The 17637-nt window shown below is 71.2% G+C and carries 13 protein-coding genes; 12 read left to right on the top strand and 1 reads right to left on the bottom strand.

The window, feature by feature from the left end:
- Positions 1 to 89: 89 nt before the first annotated feature.
- The 5 genes from ACFWUY_RS24555 (at position 90) to ACFWUY_RS24535 (ending at position 6020) form a co-directional block, all read left to right on the top strand.
- On the top strand, positions 90 to 1088 hold the full coding sequence (locus ACFWUY_RS24555) for an arabinan endo-1,5-alpha-L-arabinosidase (protein WP_384112885.1): 999 nt from the start codon (positions 90 to 92) through the stop codon (positions 1086 to 1088).
- 111 nt (positions 1089 to 1199) lie between these two features.
- Positions 1200 to 2729 carry an alpha-N-arabinofuranosidase gene (locus ACFWUY_RS24550; protein ID WP_384112882.1) on the top strand — a complete coding sequence of 510 codons (1530 nt, stop codon included), beginning with the start codon at positions 1200 to 1202 and terminating at the stop codon, positions 2727 to 2729.
- 95 nt (positions 2730 to 2824) lie between these two features.
- Positions 2825 to 4162, top strand: a complete 1338-nt coding sequence (locus ACFWUY_RS24545; protein WP_384112879.1) for an extracellular solute-binding protein — start codon at positions 2825 to 2827, stop codon at positions 4160 to 4162.
- Positions 4159 to 5121 (top strand): carbohydrate ABC transporter permease, encoded by a 963-nt coding sequence (locus ACFWUY_RS24540; protein ID WP_384112875.1) that lies wholly within the window; start codon positions 4159 to 4161, stop codon positions 5119 to 5121. Before ACFWUY_RS24545 ends, ACFWUY_RS24540 begins: the two co-directional genes overlap by 4 nt.
- Complete coding sequence (locus tag ACFWUY_RS24535) at positions 5118 to 6020, top strand: carbohydrate ABC transporter permease (protein ID WP_384112872.1); 903 nt, start codon at positions 5118 to 5120, stop codon at positions 6018 to 6020. Before ACFWUY_RS24540 ends, ACFWUY_RS24535 begins: the two co-directional genes overlap by 4 nt.
- Before the next feature lie 143 nt (positions 6021 to 6163).
- On the opposite strand, the gene ACFWUY_RS24530 is transcribed toward ACFWUY_RS24535, so the two are convergent.
- Positions 6164 to 7246 (bottom strand): aldose epimerase family protein, encoded by a 1083-nt coding sequence (locus tag ACFWUY_RS24530; protein WP_384112865.1) that lies wholly within the window; start codon positions 7244 to 7246, stop codon positions 6164 to 6166.
- 465 nt (positions 7247 to 7711) lie between these two features.
- Here ACFWUY_RS24530 and ACFWUY_RS24525 point away from each other — a divergent pair, with 465 nt between their 5' ends.
- The 7 genes from ACFWUY_RS24525 to araB all read left to right on the top strand — a co-directional run bounded on the left by ACFWUY_RS24525 (position 7712) and on the right by araB (position 17617).
- Positions 7712 to 8971, top strand: a complete 1260-nt coding sequence (locus tag ACFWUY_RS24525) for an FAD-binding protein (protein ID WP_384112858.1) — start codon at positions 7712 to 7714, stop codon at positions 8969 to 8971.
- A 446-nt stretch (positions 8972 to 9417) separates the two neighbouring features.
- Positions 9418 to 10419 carry an ABC transporter substrate-binding protein gene (locus tag ACFWUY_RS24520; protein ID WP_384112855.1) on the top strand — a complete coding sequence of 334 codons (1002 nt, stop codon included), beginning with the start codon at positions 9418 to 9420 and terminating at the stop codon, positions 10417 to 10419.
- 67 nt (positions 10420 to 10486) lie between these two features.
- A complete protein-coding gene (locus ACFWUY_RS24515; protein ID WP_384112848.1) occupies positions 10487 to 12049 on the top strand; it encodes a sugar ABC transporter ATP-binding protein in 1563 nt (520 codons plus the stop codon).
- Positions 12046 to 13155, top strand: a complete 1110-nt coding sequence (locus ACFWUY_RS24510; RefSeq protein WP_384112844.1) for an ABC transporter permease — start codon at positions 12046 to 12048, stop codon at positions 13153 to 13155. Before ACFWUY_RS24515 ends, ACFWUY_RS24510 begins: the two co-directional genes overlap by 4 nt.
- Positions 13152 to 14159, top strand: coding sequence for a galactofuranose ABC transporter, permease protein YjfF (yjfF, locus tag ACFWUY_RS24505; protein WP_384112840.1), 1008 nt, complete (start codon positions 13152 to 13154; stop codon positions 14157 to 14159). Before ACFWUY_RS24510 ends, yjfF begins: the two co-directional genes overlap by 4 nt.
- A gap of 332 nt (positions 14160 to 14491) precedes the next feature.
- Positions 14492 to 15538, top strand: coding sequence for a LacI family DNA-binding transcriptional regulator (locus ACFWUY_RS24500; RefSeq protein WP_384112837.1), 1047 nt, complete (start codon positions 14492 to 14494; stop codon positions 15536 to 15538).
- 372 nt (positions 15539 to 15910) lie between these two features.
- Positions 15911 to 17617, top strand: a complete 1707-nt coding sequence (gene araB, locus ACFWUY_RS24495) for a ribulokinase (protein ID WP_384112834.1) — start codon at positions 15911 to 15913, stop codon at positions 17615 to 17617.
- Positions 17618 to 17637 lie beyond the last annotated feature (20 nt).

Below are 17637 nucleotides of genomic sequence, written 5' to 3'. Positions count from 1 at the left end.
GGCCGTCTAATTTCGCGATTCGAAGTTACGAAAGCCGTTCGTAATCTCGAACGCACTTCTTCCGGTCGTCTTCTCGAAGGAGCCTTTCCATGCCTGTCGGGCGCCCCGTCCGTCGCCGGACCGCGGCACTCCTGGCCGCCACCGCCGCGGTCCTCGCCTGTCTGGTCCCCCCGGCGTCGGCCGCTCCGTCGGCCGCCTACCCCGATCCGCTGCCCGTCACCGGGGACGTCGTCGTCCACGATCCGGCGGCGATCAGGCTCAAGGACGGAACCTACGTGGTCTACTCCACGCACGGCGGCCTCGAAGCGCGCACCTCGCGGGACGGCCGTCACTGGGAACGCGCGGGGTCCGCCTTCACCACGCTCCCCGCCTGGTGGCGCTCCTACTCCGCGGAAAGCGATCCCTGGGCCCCCGAGATCGTCCACCGCAAGGGCCGCTACTGGCTCTACTACGCGGTCTCCTCCTTCGGTTCGAACCACTCCGCCATCGGGCTCGCCACCTCGCCCAGCGGCAGGCCTGGCACATGGACCGACCACGGAGAGATCTTCACGAGCGGTACGACGGACCCCTACAACGCCATCGACCCGGGCATCGTCGAAGGCGGAGGCAGGCTCTGGATGTCCTTCGGTTCCTACTGGACCGGCATCCGCATGGTGGAGCTGGACGGCCGCACCGGACACCCCCTCCCCGCGGCCCCCGTCCACCACCTGGCCACCCGGCCCGACGCCCCCTACGCGGTCGAGGCCCCGTACATCGTGTACCGGGACGGCCACTACCACCTCTTCGTCTCCTACGACCGCTGCTGCGCGGGCACCGCTTCGACGTACAACATCCGCGTCGGCCGCTCCACTTCGCCGACCGGCCCCTACACCGGACGCGACGGCAGGCCGATGACGGAGGGCGGCGGCGACCTGCTGCTGGCCGCCCACGGGAAGTACCTCGGACCCGGCGGACAGTCGGTGCTCCGCGATCGCGGCCGGGACGTCCTCGTCCACCACTACTACGACGCCGAGGACCAGGGCACTCCCAAGCTCGGTCTCGTTCCGCTCTCCTGGAGCGCCGACGGCCGGCCGACGCTCACCCGCTGACCGCGCCCGGCCGCCCGACCCCTCCGAACCCGGCTCCTCCGACTTCGGTCCCTCCGAGGTCGGTCCCTCCGGCCCCCGGCCTCTCGGACCCCCGCCCCACGAAAGGAAGTCATGACCCCGAACCCGGACCACGCCGCCCGGTTCACCCTCGACCCCGCGTTCACCGTCGGCGAGGTGAACCCCCGCCTCTTCGGCTCGTTCGTCGAGCACCTCGGCCGCTGCGTCTACACCGGCATCTTCGAACCCGACCACCCCACGGCGGACGAGGCGGGCCTGCGCACCGACGTCCTCGACCTCGTACGCGAGCTGGGCGTCACGGCCATCCGCTACCCCGGCGGCAACTTCGTCTCCGGATACCGGTGGGAGGACTCCGTCGGCCCCGTCGAGGACCGGCCCCGCCGCCTCGACCTCGCCTGGCGCTCCACGGAGACCAACCGCTTCGGACTCGGCGAGTTCATGGCCTTCCTGAAGAAGGTCGGTCCCCAGGCCGAGCCCATGATGGCCGTGAACCTCGGCACCCGGGGTGTGGCGGAGGCCCTCGAACTGCAGGAGTACGCCAACCACCCCGCCGGCACCGCCCTTTCCGACCTGCGGATCGCCCACGGCGACAAGGAGCCGTTCGGCATCCGCCTCTGGTGCCTCGGCAACGAGATGGACGGGCCGTGGCAGACCGGCCACAAGACGGCGGAGGAGTACGGCCGGCTGGCGGCCGAGACCGCGCGCGCCATGCGCCAGATGGACCCGGGCCTCGAACTCGTCGCCTGCGGCTCGTCGAGCCAGGCCATGCCCACCTTCGCGGCCTGGGAGGCGAAGGTCCTGGAGGAGACGTACGACCTTGTCGACCACATCTCCCTGCACGCCTACTACGAGGAGAAGAACGGCGACCGCGACTCCTTCCTCGCCTCCGCCGTGGACATGGAGTCGTTCATCGAGAACGTGGTCGCCACCTGCGACCACGTCGGCGCCCGGCTGAAGTCCAAGAAGAAGATCAACCTCTCCTTCGACGAGTGGAACGTCTGGTACCAGAGCCGCTTCGAGGCCGAGGCGGCGGAGAAGCCGCTCGACTGGCCGGAAGCCCCCCGCCTCCTCGAGGACAACTACTCCGTCACCGACGCCGTCGTCTTCGGCTCCCTGATCATCGCCCTGCTGCGGCACGCCGACCGCGTGACGGTCGCCTGCCTCGCCCAGCTCGTCAACGTCATCGCCCCGATCATGACCGAACCCGGCGGCCCGGCCTGGCGCCAGACCACCTTCCACCCCTTCGCCCACGCCGCGCGCCACGGCCGTGGTGAGGTCCTCGACGTGCGCGTGGACTCGCCCACGTACCCCACCGCCCTCTACGGCGACGTGCCGCTGCTGCAGGCCACCGCGGTACGGGACCCGCGGACCGGCGCGGTCACCGTCTTCGCCGTCAACCGCGCGCAGCGCGACCCTCTGCCGCTGCGCGTCGCACTGGGCGGCATGGACCTCGGAGAGATCGTCGAGCACACCGTCCTCGCCGACGCCGACCCGGACGCCCGCAACACCCGCGACGCGCCGGACCGCGTGACGCCCCATCAGGGCGAGGGAGCCGTGCTGGACGGCTCCGTGCTGAGCGTCACCCTCGAACCGCTGTCCTGGACCATGATCCGCCTGGTCTGACGGGCCGCCCCTGCAGGAAAGCCGCCTCCGGGCGGCTCCGCACCGGAGGGCGGCCGACAGCCGCCCTCCTCCGCATCCCGGGAAGACGAGCCGCTATGCAACCATCCCACCCCAGCCGGCGCCGTGTGCTCGCCGGCTCCCTGAGCGCCCTCGCCACCACGGGCCTCCTCGCCTCGACCGCGAGCTGCGCGGTGCCCTCGGCCGCCGCGTCCGGCCGGACCCGGCTCCGGTTCTGGCACCTCTTCGGCGGCGGTGACGGCGTCAACATGCAGAAGATGCTGGATGCCTTCCGCGCCGCCCACCCGGACGTCGAACTGGAGGCCACGACCCTCCAGTGGGGCGCCCCCTACTACACCAAGCTCGGCATGGCGGGGGCCGGCGGCCGCGCGCCGGAGGTCGCCGCGCTCCACATGGCCCGGCTGGCCGGGTTCGGCCCCGGACGCCTTGTCGACCCGTTCGACCCCGACCTGCTCGCCGAGGCCGGCATCCGCCCGGCGGACTTTCCCGAGGACCTCTGGCGGCGGGGACAGATCGACGGCCGCCAGTACGCCGTCCCCCTCGACACCCACCCCCTCGTGCTCTACTACCAGACCGACATCTGCCGCAAGGCCGGCCTGATGGACGGGGAGCGCCTCAAGCACATCGGAGGAGCGACGGAGTTCACCGAGGCCCTGCGCGCCGCCAAGAAGGTCACCGGCGCGGCCGCCCTCGTCACCGAGACCCTCGGCCCCGACTGCATCACCCCGTGGCGCATCTTCTCCACCTTCTACTCCCAGACCGGAGGGACCGTCCTCACCCCCGACGGCGGGGGGCTGGCCCTCGACGACGCCAAGGCCCTGCGGGTGCTCGAGTACATGGCCTCGCTCGTGGAGGAAGGGCTGTGGACGCGCCGCGCCGACTACGGGGCGTCCGTGGGCATCTTCAACCAGGGACGAACGGCGTTCCACCTCAACGGGGACTGGGAGGTCACCACCTTCCGCACGGGAGGGACACCCTTCTCGATGGCGAGGATCCCCGCCCTGTTCGGACGGGCCACGGCACAGGCCGACTCCCACGCCTTCGTCCTGCCGCACCAGCGCGGCCGCGACACCGAGACCGACCGGGCGGCCTGCGCCTTCGTCGCCTGGATGCTGAAGAACTCCGTCGAATGGGCGGCGGGCGGCCACGTCCCGGCGTACCGGCCCGTTCTCACGGATCCCGCCTACCTCGCCCTCGATCCGCAGTCCGCCTACCGCGACGTGATCGACGACGTCGTGCTCGACGAGCCGGCCTGGTTCGCCGGGTCCGCCTCCCGGATGTGGATCGAACTCGGCGAGGTGTTCTCGACACTGCTCACCGGCTCCCGCACCCCCCGTGAGGCGCTCTCCGAGGCGAAGCTCCGGCTCGGGCGCCTCCTCGACACCCGCAACCCCCTCCCCGGAGTCGCGTCATGACCACGCTCACCCCCGCCGCTCCGGCGCCCCCGGCCTCCGGAGCGGGCCGCAGCGCCGACACGGCCCGCTCCGGAGCCGTCCGGAGGAAGTGGACCGAGCACGGCCTCGTCTTCGTGGCCCCCTTCCTGGTCGTCTACGGCCTCTTCCTCGTCTGGCCCCTGATCAGCGGCCTCGGGATGAGCCTGACCAGCGAGAACATCACCGGCACCGAGGCGGAGTTCATCGGCCTGGACAACTACGCGGAGGCGCTGGCCGACCCGCAGATGTGGTCCTCGCTGGGCAACACCGTCTGGTTCACGGTGCTCTCCACCATCCCGCTCGTGCTGGTCGGACTCGTGCTAGCCCTGCTCGCCCACCAGCTGCGCGTCGTGCAGTGGCTGTGGCGGATCAGCTGGTTCGCGCCCTTCCTGCTGCCTTCCGGCGTCGTCTGCATGCTGTTCGCACAGATGATATTCCCGCCGGGATTCGGGCTCGCCGACCAGCTTCTCGCCTCCGCCGGACTGGAACCCGGCATCGGCTGGCTGAGCGACGAACGCTACGCCATGCTCTCCATCGTCCTGACCACGGTGTGGTGGACGGTCGGATTCAACTTCCTGCTCTACCTCGCGGCGCTCCAGGCCGTCCCGCAGCACCTGTACGAGGCGGCGGAGCTCGACGGCGCCGGCGCGTGGCGGCGGCTCCGACACATCACCCTGCCGCTCCTGCGGCGCACCACCGGCCTCGTGCTCGTCCTCCAGGCGCTCGCCTCGCTCAAGATCTTCGACCAGGTCTACCTGATGACCGGCGGAGGACCCGACGACTCCACCCGGCCGATCCTGCAGTACGTCTACCAGCAGGGCTTCACCGGCTACCGGATCGGCTACGCGTCCGCCGTCTCCTACGTCTTCTTCGCTCTCATCCTGATCGTCTCCCTGGTCCAGCCCGTACTGGCCCGGCGCAGAGAGGAGGCCGGCACATGAGCCTCGCCGCCGTCCGTGACCGCACCGCACGAGCGACCCGCACCGCACGAGCGTCCCGCACCGAGAGCCGGCGGCCCCGCTGGACCGGGGGCCGGATCGCGCTGCTCGCCGTGGCACTCGTCCTGGCCGCCGCCTGGCTGCTGCCGCTGCTCTGGGCCGTCGCCACCTCGCTCAAGCCGGAGGGGGAGACGACCGGGACACCGCTGGAGTGGATCGGCTCGCGGGTCACCTTCGAGGCGTACGCCAAGGTGTGGGAGTCGGGCACCCTCCTGCGGTGGACGGTGAACTCCTTCGTCGTCTCGGGGCTCACCACCCTGTTCACCGTCGTCCTGTGCGCCATGGCCGCCTACGGCTTCACCCGGACCGTGTTCCGGGGGCGCAGGGTCCTGTACGGCCTGGTCCTCGCCGGGATCATGGTGCCTCCCCAGGTCCTCATCGCGCCGCTGTTCACCCAGATGGTCCGCATGGGGCTCGTGGACACCTACTGGGGGGTGATCCTCCCTCAAGTCGCGGTACCCGCGATGGTGTTCATCCTGGTGAAGTTCTTCGAGGGGGTTCCCCGGGAACTGGAGGAGGCCGCCTTCGTCGACGGTGCCGGGCGCTGGCGGGTCTTCTGGACGATCGTCATGCCGCTGTCCCGGCCCGTTCTCGCGGCGGTCGCGATCTTCACGTTCATCTCCACGTGGAACAACTTCCTGTGGCCGTTCCTCGTGACCACGGACCCGCAGGCCATGACGCTCCCGGTGGGACTGGTCAACGTCCAGTCCGGCTTCGGGGTCCGGTACGCCCAGATCATGGCCTCCCTGGTGATCGCGGGCCTGCCCCTGCTGCTCGTCTTCGCCCTGTTCCAGCGGCAGATCGTGCGGGGCATCGCCCACACGGGCCTGGCCGGTCAGTGAATCCGCCGCGGTGCCCGCCGGCAGGCCCGGTGGACACCGCGGCATCGCTCCGGCCGGTTCCCGTCCGACCTCCGTGCCCCGCACCGCGCGAAGGGACCGTTCCTCCTGAGGGAGGAACGGTCCCTTCGCGCGGGAGCGCGTGGTCAGAGCGTGGTGAAGGAGTGCGCGGTCGAGGACCGGTAGGTCTCGCCGGGACGCAGGACCGTGCTGGGGAACTCCGGCTGGTTGGGGGAGTCGGGGAAGTGCTGCGTCTCCAGGCACAGCCCGTCCCCGCGCCGGTAGGGGCGGCCGCCGCTCCCCGTCGAGGTGCCGTCGAGGAAGTTCCCGGAGTAGAACTGGACACCGGGCTCGGTCGTCGTGACGCGCAGCATCCGGCCGGACACCGGCTCGTACAGCGTGGCGGCGGGTTCCGGGGCGGCGGTGATCCCCTTGTCGAGCACCCAGTTGTGGTCGTAGCCCCCGGCGTGCCGGAGCTGGGGGTCGTCGGCCGACAGTCCCGGCCCGATCGTCCTGGGCGTCCGGAAGTCGAACGGCGTTTCGGCCACCGGAGCCAGACGGCCCGTCGGGATCAGCTCCGCGTCGACCGGGGTCGTCCGCGAACCCGCTATGGACAGTTCGTGGCCGTGGACGGAGCCGGCGGACTCGCCGGCGAGGTTCCAGTAGACGTGGCTGGTGAGATTGACGACCGTGGGCCGGTCCGTGACCGCGTGGTAGTCGATGCGCCAGTCGCCCTCCTCGGTGAGGGTGTACACCACGCGTACGTTCAGGGTCCCGGGGAAACCCATGTCGTCGTGGGGACTCGTGAGGGTGAGGACGAGGCCGACGTCGGTGCCGCGGACGAACCCGTGCACGGTCCAGTTCCGCCGGTCGAAGCCCCGGGCACCGCCGTGCAGGGTGTGTTCACCGCCCGAGACGGACAGGAAGTGGCGCGTGCCGTCCAGGTCGAACCGTCCCCGGGCGATCCGGTTGCCGTAGCGACCGACGACGGCACCGAAGTACGCGGAGGAGGCGAGGTAGTCGTCGACCTCCTCGAAGCCCAGCGACACGTTCGCGCGGCGGCCGTCCCGGTCGGGTCTCTCCAGACACTGCACGATGCCGCCGAGGCTGAGCACCGCGAGGCGTGTTCCGCCGTTCTCCAGCCACCACCGGCGCACCCTCGTGCCGTCGGGCAGATGGCCGAAGGGTTCGGATACGGGGGGCAGGGGCGGGTGGTGGGGTGTCATCATCGCGTTCCGGATGTCGAGGGGATCAGGCGTAGGTGAGATCGCGCCGGGGCGTGCCCACCACGTGGGTGCTGATCCGGGTGATGCGCACGCCGGGGACTCCCGTCGTTCGATATTTCGACAAGCGTTCGAAATCTTGCCGCGACAGTACGAAGCACGGCGCGACGATGTCAACGGTCGCGCGCGACGGGGGATTTACCGGGCGGGGAGGTGACCCTTGACCGCACCGGAGGGGCGATCCTAGCCTGCGGCGACCGAGATCAGGAACACCGTTCGATATGACGAACGGCAGGGAGGGACCGGTCGACCGCGCTCCCGGCAGCGGGGAGCGCACCCGGGTCGCGTCCACGGCAAGGGCCGTCGCCTTGGAGGCCGATCCCGGCGCCGAGGACGCGACCACCGATTCGCCCCGGACACGCCCGAGGGCCACGAAACGGGGGGACGTCGGTCCCTCCTCGGAGGATGGACATGAGCGACACCCTCACCAACTGGGCGGGGAACATCACCTTCGGCGCGGAACGCCTCAGGGCCCCCACCTCGGTCGAGGAGCTCCAGGAGCTGGTGGCCGGCTCCCGCGCCGTACGCGCCCTGGGCACCGGCCACTCCTTCAACGCGATCGCCGACACGTCGGGCGACCTGGTGTCCACGGCACGCCTGCCCCGCGTGCTCGACATCGACCGGCGGGCCCGCGCCGTCACCGTGAGCGGGGGAACCCGCTTCGGGGAGATCACCGGTGTCCTCCACGAGGCCGGGCTCGCCCTGCACAACCTCGGTTCCCTGCCGCACATCTCGATCGCCGGCGCCTGTGCGACCGGCACGCACGGGTCGGGGGACGGCAACGGCACCCTCGCCGCGGCCGTACGGGCCGTCGAGTACGTCGCGGCCTCCGGCGACCTGGTGGCGACGGAGCGGGGTGACGAGGACTTCGACGGCTCCGTGGTCGCCCTCGGCGCCCTCGGCGTCGTCACCGCGCTGACGCTGGACCTGGTACCGGCCTTCGACGTCCGGCAGTGGGTCTACGAGGGGCTGCCCGTCACCACCCTCCGCGACGCCTTCGACGAGGTGATGTCCGCCGCGTACAGCGTCAGCCTCTTCACCCGCTGGCGGGGGGCCCTGATCGACCAGGTGTGGCTCAAGCGGAGCGCGGACGCCCCGGGGCCCGCGACCGCGCCGGCACGATGGCTCGGTGCCGTGCGGGCCGACGGGCCGAGGCACCCCGTCCCCGGCATGCCGGCCGGCTCCTGCACCCCGCAGCTGGGACTGTCGGGCCCGTCCCCGTACCGGCTGCCGCACTTCAGGCTGGAGCACACCCCGAGCAGTGGCGACGAACTGCAGTCGGAGTACTTCGTCGCCCGTGAGGACGCCGTCGCGGCCTTCGACGCCCTGCACGCCGTGCGGGGGGCCTTCGCCCCGCACCTGAGGGTGGGGGAGATCCGGAGCGTGGCCGCGGACGGCCTCTGGCTCAGTCCCGCCCACGGGCGGGACTCGGTGGCCTTCCACTTCACCTGGCTGCCCGATCCCACCGCCGTGACGAAGGCCCTGCACGTGATCGAGGGCGCCCTGGCTCCCTTCGCGGCCCGGCCGCACTGGGGCAAGCTCTTCGCCACGGAGCCCGACGCCCTGCGCGATCTCTACCCCCACCACGACCGCTTCGCGCGGCTGACGGCGGACGTCGACCCCGCGGGGAAGTTCCGCAACGACTTCATCGCCCGCTGCTTCCCGCGGTGAACCGTCCGCGGAACACGACCGGGACGGCGTCGGGACGGCGTCGGGGCGGCGTCGGGGCGGCCCCGCCCCCGGCGCCGCCCCGGCCGCCACGTACAGGTCGGACTTCGCCGATCAGTGGCTTCACCTCACGAGTCACGGCGTGGGAAGACGACCAAGCGTGTTAACGCTCACAAGATTCAGCTCAGCGCTTGATGTCCTGGATGCCTCGCTAGGCGGCAGTAGGGCCCATCTCGCATATCAAGAACGGGTAACGGTGGTGCGAACCCTTGAGTTACATCTCTGTTAGCGCTCACAATGTGTCCCACTCGCCAGCCCGCCGGCCGCCGGGGCGGACGCTTCACCTGCCTCGTCGGCCGCGACCGACCCGCACGCGGCCACGCCGCCACCGGACCCATCGCCTTCAGGCCTCCGCCTGGTGTCACGCACGTCCCGAGAGGAAACACGACATGGCCCACAGAGCCCTCCGTACCGTCGCCGCCGCCGTTCTGGCCGGCGGGGTGCTGACCGCCTGCACCACCGAGCCCGTGGACACCGGCAGCACCGGTGGCGCCGGCAAGGGCTCCTCCGACGGCAAGCTGGTGCTCGGCTTCGCCCAGGTGGGTGCCGAGAGCGGCTGGCGCACCGCCAACACCAAGTCCGTACGCGAGTCCGCCGAGAAGGCCGGTCTCACGCTGAAGTTCTCCGACGCGCAGCAGAAGCAGGAGAACCAGATCAAGGCGATCCGCACCTTCATCCAGCAGAAGGTGGACGTCATCGCCTTCTCACCGGTGGTGGAGTCCGGCTGGGACACCGTCCTGAAGGAGGCCAAGAACGCCGGCATCCCGGTGATCCTCACCGACCGCGCGGTCGACTCCGAGGACACCTCCCTCTACCGGACCTTCCTCGGCTCCGACTTCGTCAAGGAGGGACAGGAGGCCGGCAAGTGGCTCGTGAAGGAGTACGAGGGCACCTCCGAGCCGGTCAACGTCGTCGAGCTCCAGGGCACCACCGGCTCCGCGCCCGCCAACGACCGCAAGGCCGGCTTCGCCGAGGTCATCAAGGGCGACCCCAAGTTCAAGGTCGTCGCCTCCCAGACCGGCGACTTCACCCGCGCCAAGGGCAAGGAGGTCATGCAGGCTTTCCTCAAGTCCCACGAGGACATCGACGTCCTGTACGCCCACAACGACGACATGGCCCTGGGCGCCATCCAGGCCATCGAGGAGGCGGGCAAGAAGCCGGGCGTCGACATCAAGGTGATCTCCATCGACGGCATCAAGGACGCCTTCGTCGCCATGCGGGAGAAGAAGATCAACGTGGTGGTCGAGTGCAACCCGCTCCTCGGCGAGCAGCTCATGGACCTCGTCAAGAAGGTCGCGGCGGGGGAGAGCGTCCCGCGGCGGGTCGAGGTCAAGGAGGGCGTCTTCACCCAGGACCAGGCCGCGGCGGCCCTGCCCGGCCGCCAGTACTGACCTTCCGCCCGCACCGATTCCGGGGGCGGCCCTCGTGCCGCCCCGATCCCTCAGGAGAGGAGGGCGGATGGCAGCCCCACCCACCCCCCGCACACCCACCCGCGCCGACCGGCCGGTCCTGGAAGCCCGCGGCGTCCGCAAGGCGTTCCCCGGCGTCCTCGCCCTCGACGGCGTGGACCTGCGCCTGTTCCCGGGTGAGGTCCACGCGCTGATGGGCGAGAACGGCGCCGGCAAGTCGACCCTCATCAAGGTACTCACCGGGGTCCACCCGCCCGACGGGGGAACCGTCTCCGTCGACGACGCCCCACAGCGCTTCGCCGAGCCGCTGGACGCCCAGCACGCCGGAATCAGCACGGTCTACCAGGAGGTGAACCTGTGCCCCAACCTCTCGGTCGCCGAGAACATCCTCATCGGCCGTGAACCCCGGCGCCTCGGCCTGGTCCACTGGTCGGCCCTCCACGAGCGCGCGGCACGGCTCATCACCGAACTGGAGCTCGACCTCGACGTCCGCCTGCCGCTGAGCGCGCACTCCCTCGCCGTCCAGCAACTCGTCGCGATCGTCCGCGCCGTGGACATCGAGGCGAAGGTCCTCATCCTCGACGAACCCACCTCCAGCCTCGACCGGGACGAAGTCGCCCAGCTGTTCGCCCTGGTGCGCCGGCTGCGGGACCGGGGCGTCGCGATCCTCTTCGTCACCCACTTCCTCGACCAGGTCTTCGACCTGTGCGACCGGGTGACCGTCCTGCGCAACGGACGCCTCGAAGGCGAGTACCGGATCGACGAACTGACCCCCGTCTCCCTGGTCCACCGCATGGTCGGCAGCGAACTGCGCACCCTCGACGAGCTCGCGGAGACCTCCCACACCGGCCCCACCGCCACCTCGGGCCCCGCGGACACCCCCTTCCTGAGCGCCCGCGGGCTCGCCAGGACCGGTTCCGTCCAGCCCTACGACCTGGACATCCACCGCGGCGAGGTCATCGGCCTCGCCGGACTCCTCGGATCCGGACGCACCGAGGCGGCCCGGCTGCTCTTCGGAGCCGACCACGCCGACGAAGGCGAACTCCGGATCGACGGCGAACGCACCGCCCTGCGGTCCCCGCGCACCGCGATCGCCCGCAAGATCGCCTTCTGCTCGGAGAACCGCAAGGCGGAGGGCCTGATCGGCGAACTCACGGTCCGCGAGAACATCGTGCTGGCCCTCCAGGCCGCACGCGGCTGGACCAGGCCCCTCTCACGCGCCCGGCAGGACGAGATCGCCGCCCGGTGGATCGAGGTCCTGGACATCCGCCCGGCCGACCCCGAGGCACAGGTCCGCAACCTCAGCGGCGGCAACCAGCAGAAGGTGCTGCTCGCCCGGTGGCTGCTCACCGACCCCGAGCTGCTGATCCTGGACGAACCCACCCGGGGCATCGACATCGGCGCCAAGACGGAGATCCAGAAGCTGGTCACCCGCCTGGCCGCGGAAGGCACCGCGGTCCTCTTCATCTCCGCCGAACTCGAGGAAGTGCTCCGGCTGAGCCACCGCGTGGGCGTCCTGCGCGACCACCGGCTCGTCGCCACCCTCACCAACGACCCCGCCCTGACGCCCGACCGGATCCTGGGCGCCATCGCCACCGGAGCCACCTCATGACCCCACCCGACGACACGGGCGCCCGGACGCGCCCGGCCCCGGCGCCCGGCGCCCGGCGGTTCACCCAGCACCGCCTCTTCTGGCCCGCCGCCGTCCTCGCCACCCTGCTCCTCGGAAACGTCGCCCTCACCCACGACTTCTTCGCCGTCCGCGTCCAGAACGGACACCTCTACGGCAGCCTCGTCGACATCCTCCAGTTCGGCGCCCCGCTGATCCTGGTGTCGCTCGGCATGACGCTGGTCATCGCCACCCGGGGCATCGACCTCTCGGTCGGCTCGACGGTGGCCATCGCCGGCGCCCTCGCGTGCGAGCACATCGCCACGGCGAAGGACCCCGGAAGCCTGGGCACCGTCATGTCGGCGATCGCGGTGGCGATCGGCGTCGCCGCCGCGATCGGACTGCTCAACGGCTTCCTCGTCGCCCGGCTGGGCGTCCAGCCCATCGTCGCCACCCTGGTCCTCATGGTCGCCGGGCGCGGTGTGGCCCAGCTGATCACCGACGGGCAGATCATCAGCGTGTCGAGCAGCGCCTACAAGATGATCGGCGGCGGCTACTGGCTCACCCTGCCCTTCGCCGTCCTGCTGGCCGCGGCCCTCGTCGTCATCACCTCCCTCGTCACCCGCCGTACCGCACTCGGCATGCTGATCGAATCGGTGGGCGGCAATCCGGTCGCGAGCCGGCTCGTCGGCATCAGGGCGGGCGGACTGCTGGTCATGGTCTACGTCGTCAGCGCCGTGTGCGCCGCGGTGGCCGGCCTGATGATCAGCTCCAACGTCTCCAGCGCCGACGGCAACAACGCGGGCCTGTGGATCGAGCTGGACGCGATCCTCGCCGTGGTCATCGGCGGCACCGCCCTCACGGGCGGCCGCTTCTCCCTCGGCGGGACGGTCCTGGGCGCGCTGATCATCCAGACCCTCTCGACCACGATCTACACCCTCGGCGTACCGCCGGAGACCACCCTCGTCTTCAAGGCCCTGGTCGTCATCGTCGTGTGTCTCGTCCAGTCGCCCGCGTTCCGCGCGCGGTTCTCACGCCGTCGCCGACCGGTCGCCCCGGCCCCCGCGGCCGGCGACGCGGGAGCCCGCCAGCAGGAGGTCCACCCGTGAGCACCACCCTCAGCTCCCTCACCAAGCCGCTCCACCGGTTCTCGGCACGGCACTCCACCCGTCTGCCGCTCATGGTGACGGCCACGCTCCTGATCGCGATGTTCTCGATCGGCTCCCTGCAGTACGAAGGCTTCTTCTCCGCGCAGGTGCTGCTCAACGTCCTGATCGACAATGGGTTCCTGCTCGTCGTGGCGATCGGCATGACGTTCGTCATCCTCACCGGCGGCATCGACCTGTCCGTCGGCTCCATGGTGGCCCTGTCGACCATGCTGACGGCCTGGCTCGTCGAACAGAACGGCCTCCCGCTCGCCCTGGCCGTGCCGCTGGTCCTGCTGGTCGGCGCCGGGGGCGGTGCGCTGATGGGCTGGGTGATCCACGCCTTCGAGATCCAGCCCTTCATCGTCACCCTCGCGGGCATGTTCCTCGCCCGCGGCCTCTGCTACATGATCAGCACCGAGTCCATCTCCCTCACCGACCCGACGACCACACGGATCGCCCAGACCCGGGTCCTCCTGCCCGGGGGCCTGTTCGTCTCGATCGGGGCGGTCGTCGCCCTGGTCGTGCTGGCGCTCGCCTTCCTCGTCCTGCACCACACCCGCTTCGGCCGCGGCGTCTACGCCCTGGGCGGCAACGAGTCCTCGGCGCGTCTCATGGGCCTGCCCGTGGGGCGTACGAAGGTGGCGGTCTACGCCGTGAGCGGCCTGTGCTCCGCCCTGGGCGGTCTGCTGCTGACCTTCTACATGCTCTCCGGCTACGCCCTGCACGCCGTCGGCATGGAACTCGACGCCATCGCGGCCGCCGTCATCGGAGGGACGCTGCTGACCGGAGGCTCGGGCTTCGTCCTGGGCACCGCGCTGGGAGTGACGGTCCTCGGCCTGATCCAGACCGTCATCAGCTTCCAGGGCACGCTCAGCTCGTGGTGGACCCGCATCGTCATCGGCGGCCTGCTGTTCGTCTTCATCCTCCTCCAGCGCCTCTTCGGAGGTTCCCGTCCGACCGCGTAGGCGTCCCCGCCGGATCCGGGCGTACGGACCCCGGCGTCGGGATCCCGAGCAGGCGTACGGACTCCGGCGTCGGGATCCCGAGCAGGCGTACGGACTCCGGCGTCGGGATCCCGAGCAGGCGTACGGACTCCGGCGTCGGGGCCCGAGCACCGCTCCGTCCGGTGACGGGGGCCGGGCCGTCCGCGGCTCCCGTGCCCCCGCCTCGCCGCGACCATGCTTCCCGATGGCTGCCCCTCCGCCTTTTGTTAGCGCTCACAACGTCGTGATGCAAGAGGCGCTAGGATTTTTCTCGTATCGACACCCAGCCGCAAACAGGCAGAAGGGAAGCGAACGTGGCGCACCCCGCGGAAGACGTCCGCCCTCCGACGATGGCCGACGTCGCACGGGAGGCGGGCGTTTCCCACCAGACCGTGTCCCGGGTGCTGAGCGAGCATCCCAACGTGCGCGCGGCCACCAGGGAGCAGGTCACCCTGGCCATCGAGAAGCTGGGCTACCGGCGCAACTCCGCCGCGCGCGCCCTCGTGACGCGCCGTACGAGGACGCTGGGCGTCATCGCCGTCAACACCACTTTCTACGGTCCGGCCAGCACCATGACCGGTCTGCAGGAGGCGGCCCGGGAAGAGGGCTATCTCGTCTCGACCGTCAATCTGCGCCCGGGGGAGGAGCGGGGGCTCAAGGACGCCGTCGACCACCTCGCGTCCTGGGGCGTGGAGGGCGTCGTCGCCATCACCCCCCAGCGCTCGCACGCGCAGGCGCTCGCCGAACTCGACGCACCCTTCCCCGTGGTCACGGTGGAGGGAGGTCATCAGCTCGACCTGCCCGGGGTCTCCCTCGACCAGGAGCTCGGCGCCCGCATGGTCACGGAACACCTGCTCGCCGCCGGGCACGGCACCGTCTGGCACGTGGCGGGGCCGGAGGACTGGCTGGAGAGCGAGGCCCGCACCGAGGGGTGGCGTGCGGTCCTGGAGGAGAGCGGCATCGAGCCCCCACGCGTACTGGCGGGCGACTGGAGTCCGCTGTCCGGGTACCGGGCGGGGCAGGAGCTCGCCGGACTCGCGCTGTCCCGCCGCGGGGCGACACCGGTCACCGCGGTCTTCGTCGCCAACGACCAGATGGCGCTCGGGGTCCTGCGGGCGCTGCGCGAGGCCGGCATCCGCACTCCCGGGCAGGTGGCCGTCGCCGGTTTCGACGACATCCCGGAAGCCGAGTTCTTCCCTCCGCCGCTGACGACGGTCCGCCAGGACTTCACCGCCATCGGGCGCCGGAGCATCGGGCTCCTGCTGGACCACATCGAGGGGCGTACCCGCAAGGCCGAGCATCTCCTGGTGGAGCCGCAGCTCATCATGCGCGCGAGCACGCGTCCTTCCGGCGACGTCTGACGCGACGGGCGCCTCCCGCCCCCTCGTCTTTCGCCGCCTCGTCTCGCGTCACCTCCTGGCGGTCCGTGACCGGTCTGCCCGCTCCGTCGCCGTTCTCGTCGCTCCCGCGGTCCGCGTGACGCCCTGCCCGTGATGCCCCGCCCGCGCGATGCCCCGCGCGCGGGGAGCCCCGCGCGTGGGACGCCGCGCCGGCCGCCTCGGGCGGGGCGCGGCGACTGTCGGCACCCCCTGGGTGAGCGCTCACGCCCAAGGCCCTGAGCCCTTCTCGAATGTTCGGCAGAAGTGCACCAGGCTCTTGCCGAACCAAATTGTGAGCGCTAACAATTGGCGAGGTGTTCCACCGCCCCTGCCCATGATGAGAGAGACCGCATCGTGACCCCACACGCTTTCCCCGATCTCGCGGACCGTCACGCCCCCGAGGCGTGCACGATCGGAGTCGACTTCGGCACCCTCTCCGGACGCGCCGTCGTGGTCAGGGTCCGGGACGGAGCCGAACTCGGCTCGGCGGTCCACGAGTACCGCCACGCCGTCATCGAGGACCGCCTCCCTCTCACCGGCACCCCCCTGCGCCCCGACTGGGCCCTGCAGCACCCCGAGGACTGGCGCGACGTCCTGCGCATCGCCGTCCCCGCGGCGGTCGCCGACGCCGGAGTCGACCCCGCCCGCGTCATCGGCATCGCCACCGACTTCACCGCCTGCACCGTCCTGCCGGCCACATCGGACGGCGTCCCCCTCGCCCTGACACCCGAGTGGGCCGACCGCCCGCACGCCTGGCCCAAGCTGTGGAAGCACCACGCGGCCCAGGACCAGGCGGACCGCATCAACGCCCTCGCTCACGCCCGGGGCGAGAAGTGGATCGCACGGTACGGCGGCAAGATCTCCTCCGAGTGGCAGTACGCCAAGGCCCTGCAGGTCCTGGAGGAGGACCCCGCCGTCTACGCCGCCTGCGCCCGCTGGATCGAGGCGGCCGACTGGATCGTCTGGCAGCTGACCGGCACCGAGTCCCGCAACACCTGCACCGCCGGATACAAGGGCATCCACCAGGACGGCGCCTACCCCTCGCCCGACTTCCTCGCCCGACTCCACCCGGACTTCGCCGACTTCCCCGCCACGCGCCTGGAACACCCCCTGTCGCCGCTGGGCTCCCGTGCCGGCACCCTGAGCAGCCGGGCCGCCCACTGGACGGGTCTGCCCGAGGGCATCGCGGTCGCCGCCGGCAACGTCGACGCCCACGTGGCCGCGCCCGCGGCAGGCGCCGTGGAGAACGGGCGGATGCTCGCCATCATGGGCACCTCCACCTGTCACGTCCTCAACGGTGCCGCCCTCGCCGAGGTCCCCGGCATCTGCGGAGTCGTCGACGGCGGCATCGTCGAGGGCGCCTACGGCTACGAGGCAGGCCAGAGCGCGGTCGGCGACATCTTCGCCTGGTGGCTCCGCCAGGGCGTCCCCGACCACTACCGCACCGAGGCCGCGGCATCGGGTGAGGACCTGCACCAGCTCCTGACCCGCAAGGCCGCCGGCCAACCGGTCGGCGCGCACGGCCTGGTCGCCCTGGACTGGATGAACGGCAACCGCTCCACGCTGGTCGACCACCACCTCTCCGGAGTCATCGCCGGACTCACCCTCGACACCCGGCCCGAAGACGTCTACCGGGCCCTGCTCGAATCCACCGCCTACGGCACCCGGATGATCGTCGAGGCGTTCGAGGACGGCGGAGTCCCCGTCGAGGAGTTCATCGTGACCGGGGGCCTGAAGAAGAACGCCCTGCTCATGCAGATCTACGCCGACGTGCTCCGCCGCCCCGTCTCTCTCGGCATCTCCGAACAGGGGCCGGCACTCGGCTCGGCCATCCACGCCGCCGTCGCCGCGGGCGCCTACCCCGACGTCCGCTCCGCCGCCTCCGCCATGGGAAGCGTCCAGCGCCACGCCTACGTACCGGATCCCACGCGGGCGGACGCCTACGACGCGCTGTTCGACGAATACCGCGCCCTGCACGACCACTTCGGTACCGGCGCGGACCTCCTCCTGCACCGCCTGCGACGGATCCGCAACACCGCACGCACCGCGACCACCGACTGACCGGGCCGCCTCCGCGCCGG

The sequence above is a fragment of the Streptomyces sp. NPDC058664 genome (assembly GCF_042716635.1).
Taxonomy (GTDB): Bacteria; Actinomycetota; Actinomycetes; order Streptomycetales; family Streptomycetaceae; genus Streptomyces.
This window is presented reverse-complemented; position numbering and strand designations above follow the sequence as displayed.

Excerpts from the sequence above, each read along its gene's own strand:
- ACFWUY_RS24545 (WP_384112879.1), top strand. The coding sequence starts at position 2,825 with ATGCAACCATCCCACCCCAGCCGGCGCCGTGTGCTCGCCGGCTCCCTG.
- ACFWUY_RS24535 (WP_384112872.1), top strand. The coding sequence starts at position 5,118 with ATGAGCCTCGCCGCCGTCCGTGACCGCACCGCACGAGCGACCCGCACC.
- ACFWUY_RS24550 (WP_384112882.1), top strand. The coding sequence starts at position 1,200 with ATGACCCCGAACCCGGACCACGCCGCCCGGTTCACCCTCGACCCCGCG.
- ACFWUY_RS24525 (WP_384112858.1), top strand. The coding sequence starts at position 7,712 with ATGAGCGACACCCTCACCAACTGGGCGGGGAACATCACCTTCGGCGCG.
- ACFWUY_RS24540 (WP_384112875.1), top strand. The coding sequence starts at position 4,159 with ATGACCACGCTCACCCCCGCCGCTCCGGCGCCCCCGGCCTCCGGAGCG.
- ACFWUY_RS24530 (WP_384112865.1), bottom strand. The coding sequence starts at position 7,246 with ATGATGACACCCCACCACCCGCCCCTGCCCCCCGTATCCGAACCCTTC.
- ACFWUY_RS24510 (WP_384112844.1), top strand. The coding sequence starts at position 12,046 with ATGACCCCACCCGACGACACGGGCGCCCGGACGCGCCCGGCCCCGGCG.
- ACFWUY_RS24515 (WP_384112848.1), top strand. The coding sequence starts at position 10,487 with ATGGCAGCCCCACCCACCCCCCGCACACCCACCCGCGCCGACCGGCCG.
- ACFWUY_RS24520 (WP_384112855.1), top strand. The coding sequence starts at position 9,418 with ATGGCCCACAGAGCCCTCCGTACCGTCGCCGCCGCCGTTCTGGCCGGC.
- ACFWUY_RS24555 (WP_384112885.1), top strand. The coding sequence starts at position 90 with ATGCCTGTCGGGCGCCCCGTCCGTCGCCGGACCGCGGCACTCCTGGCC.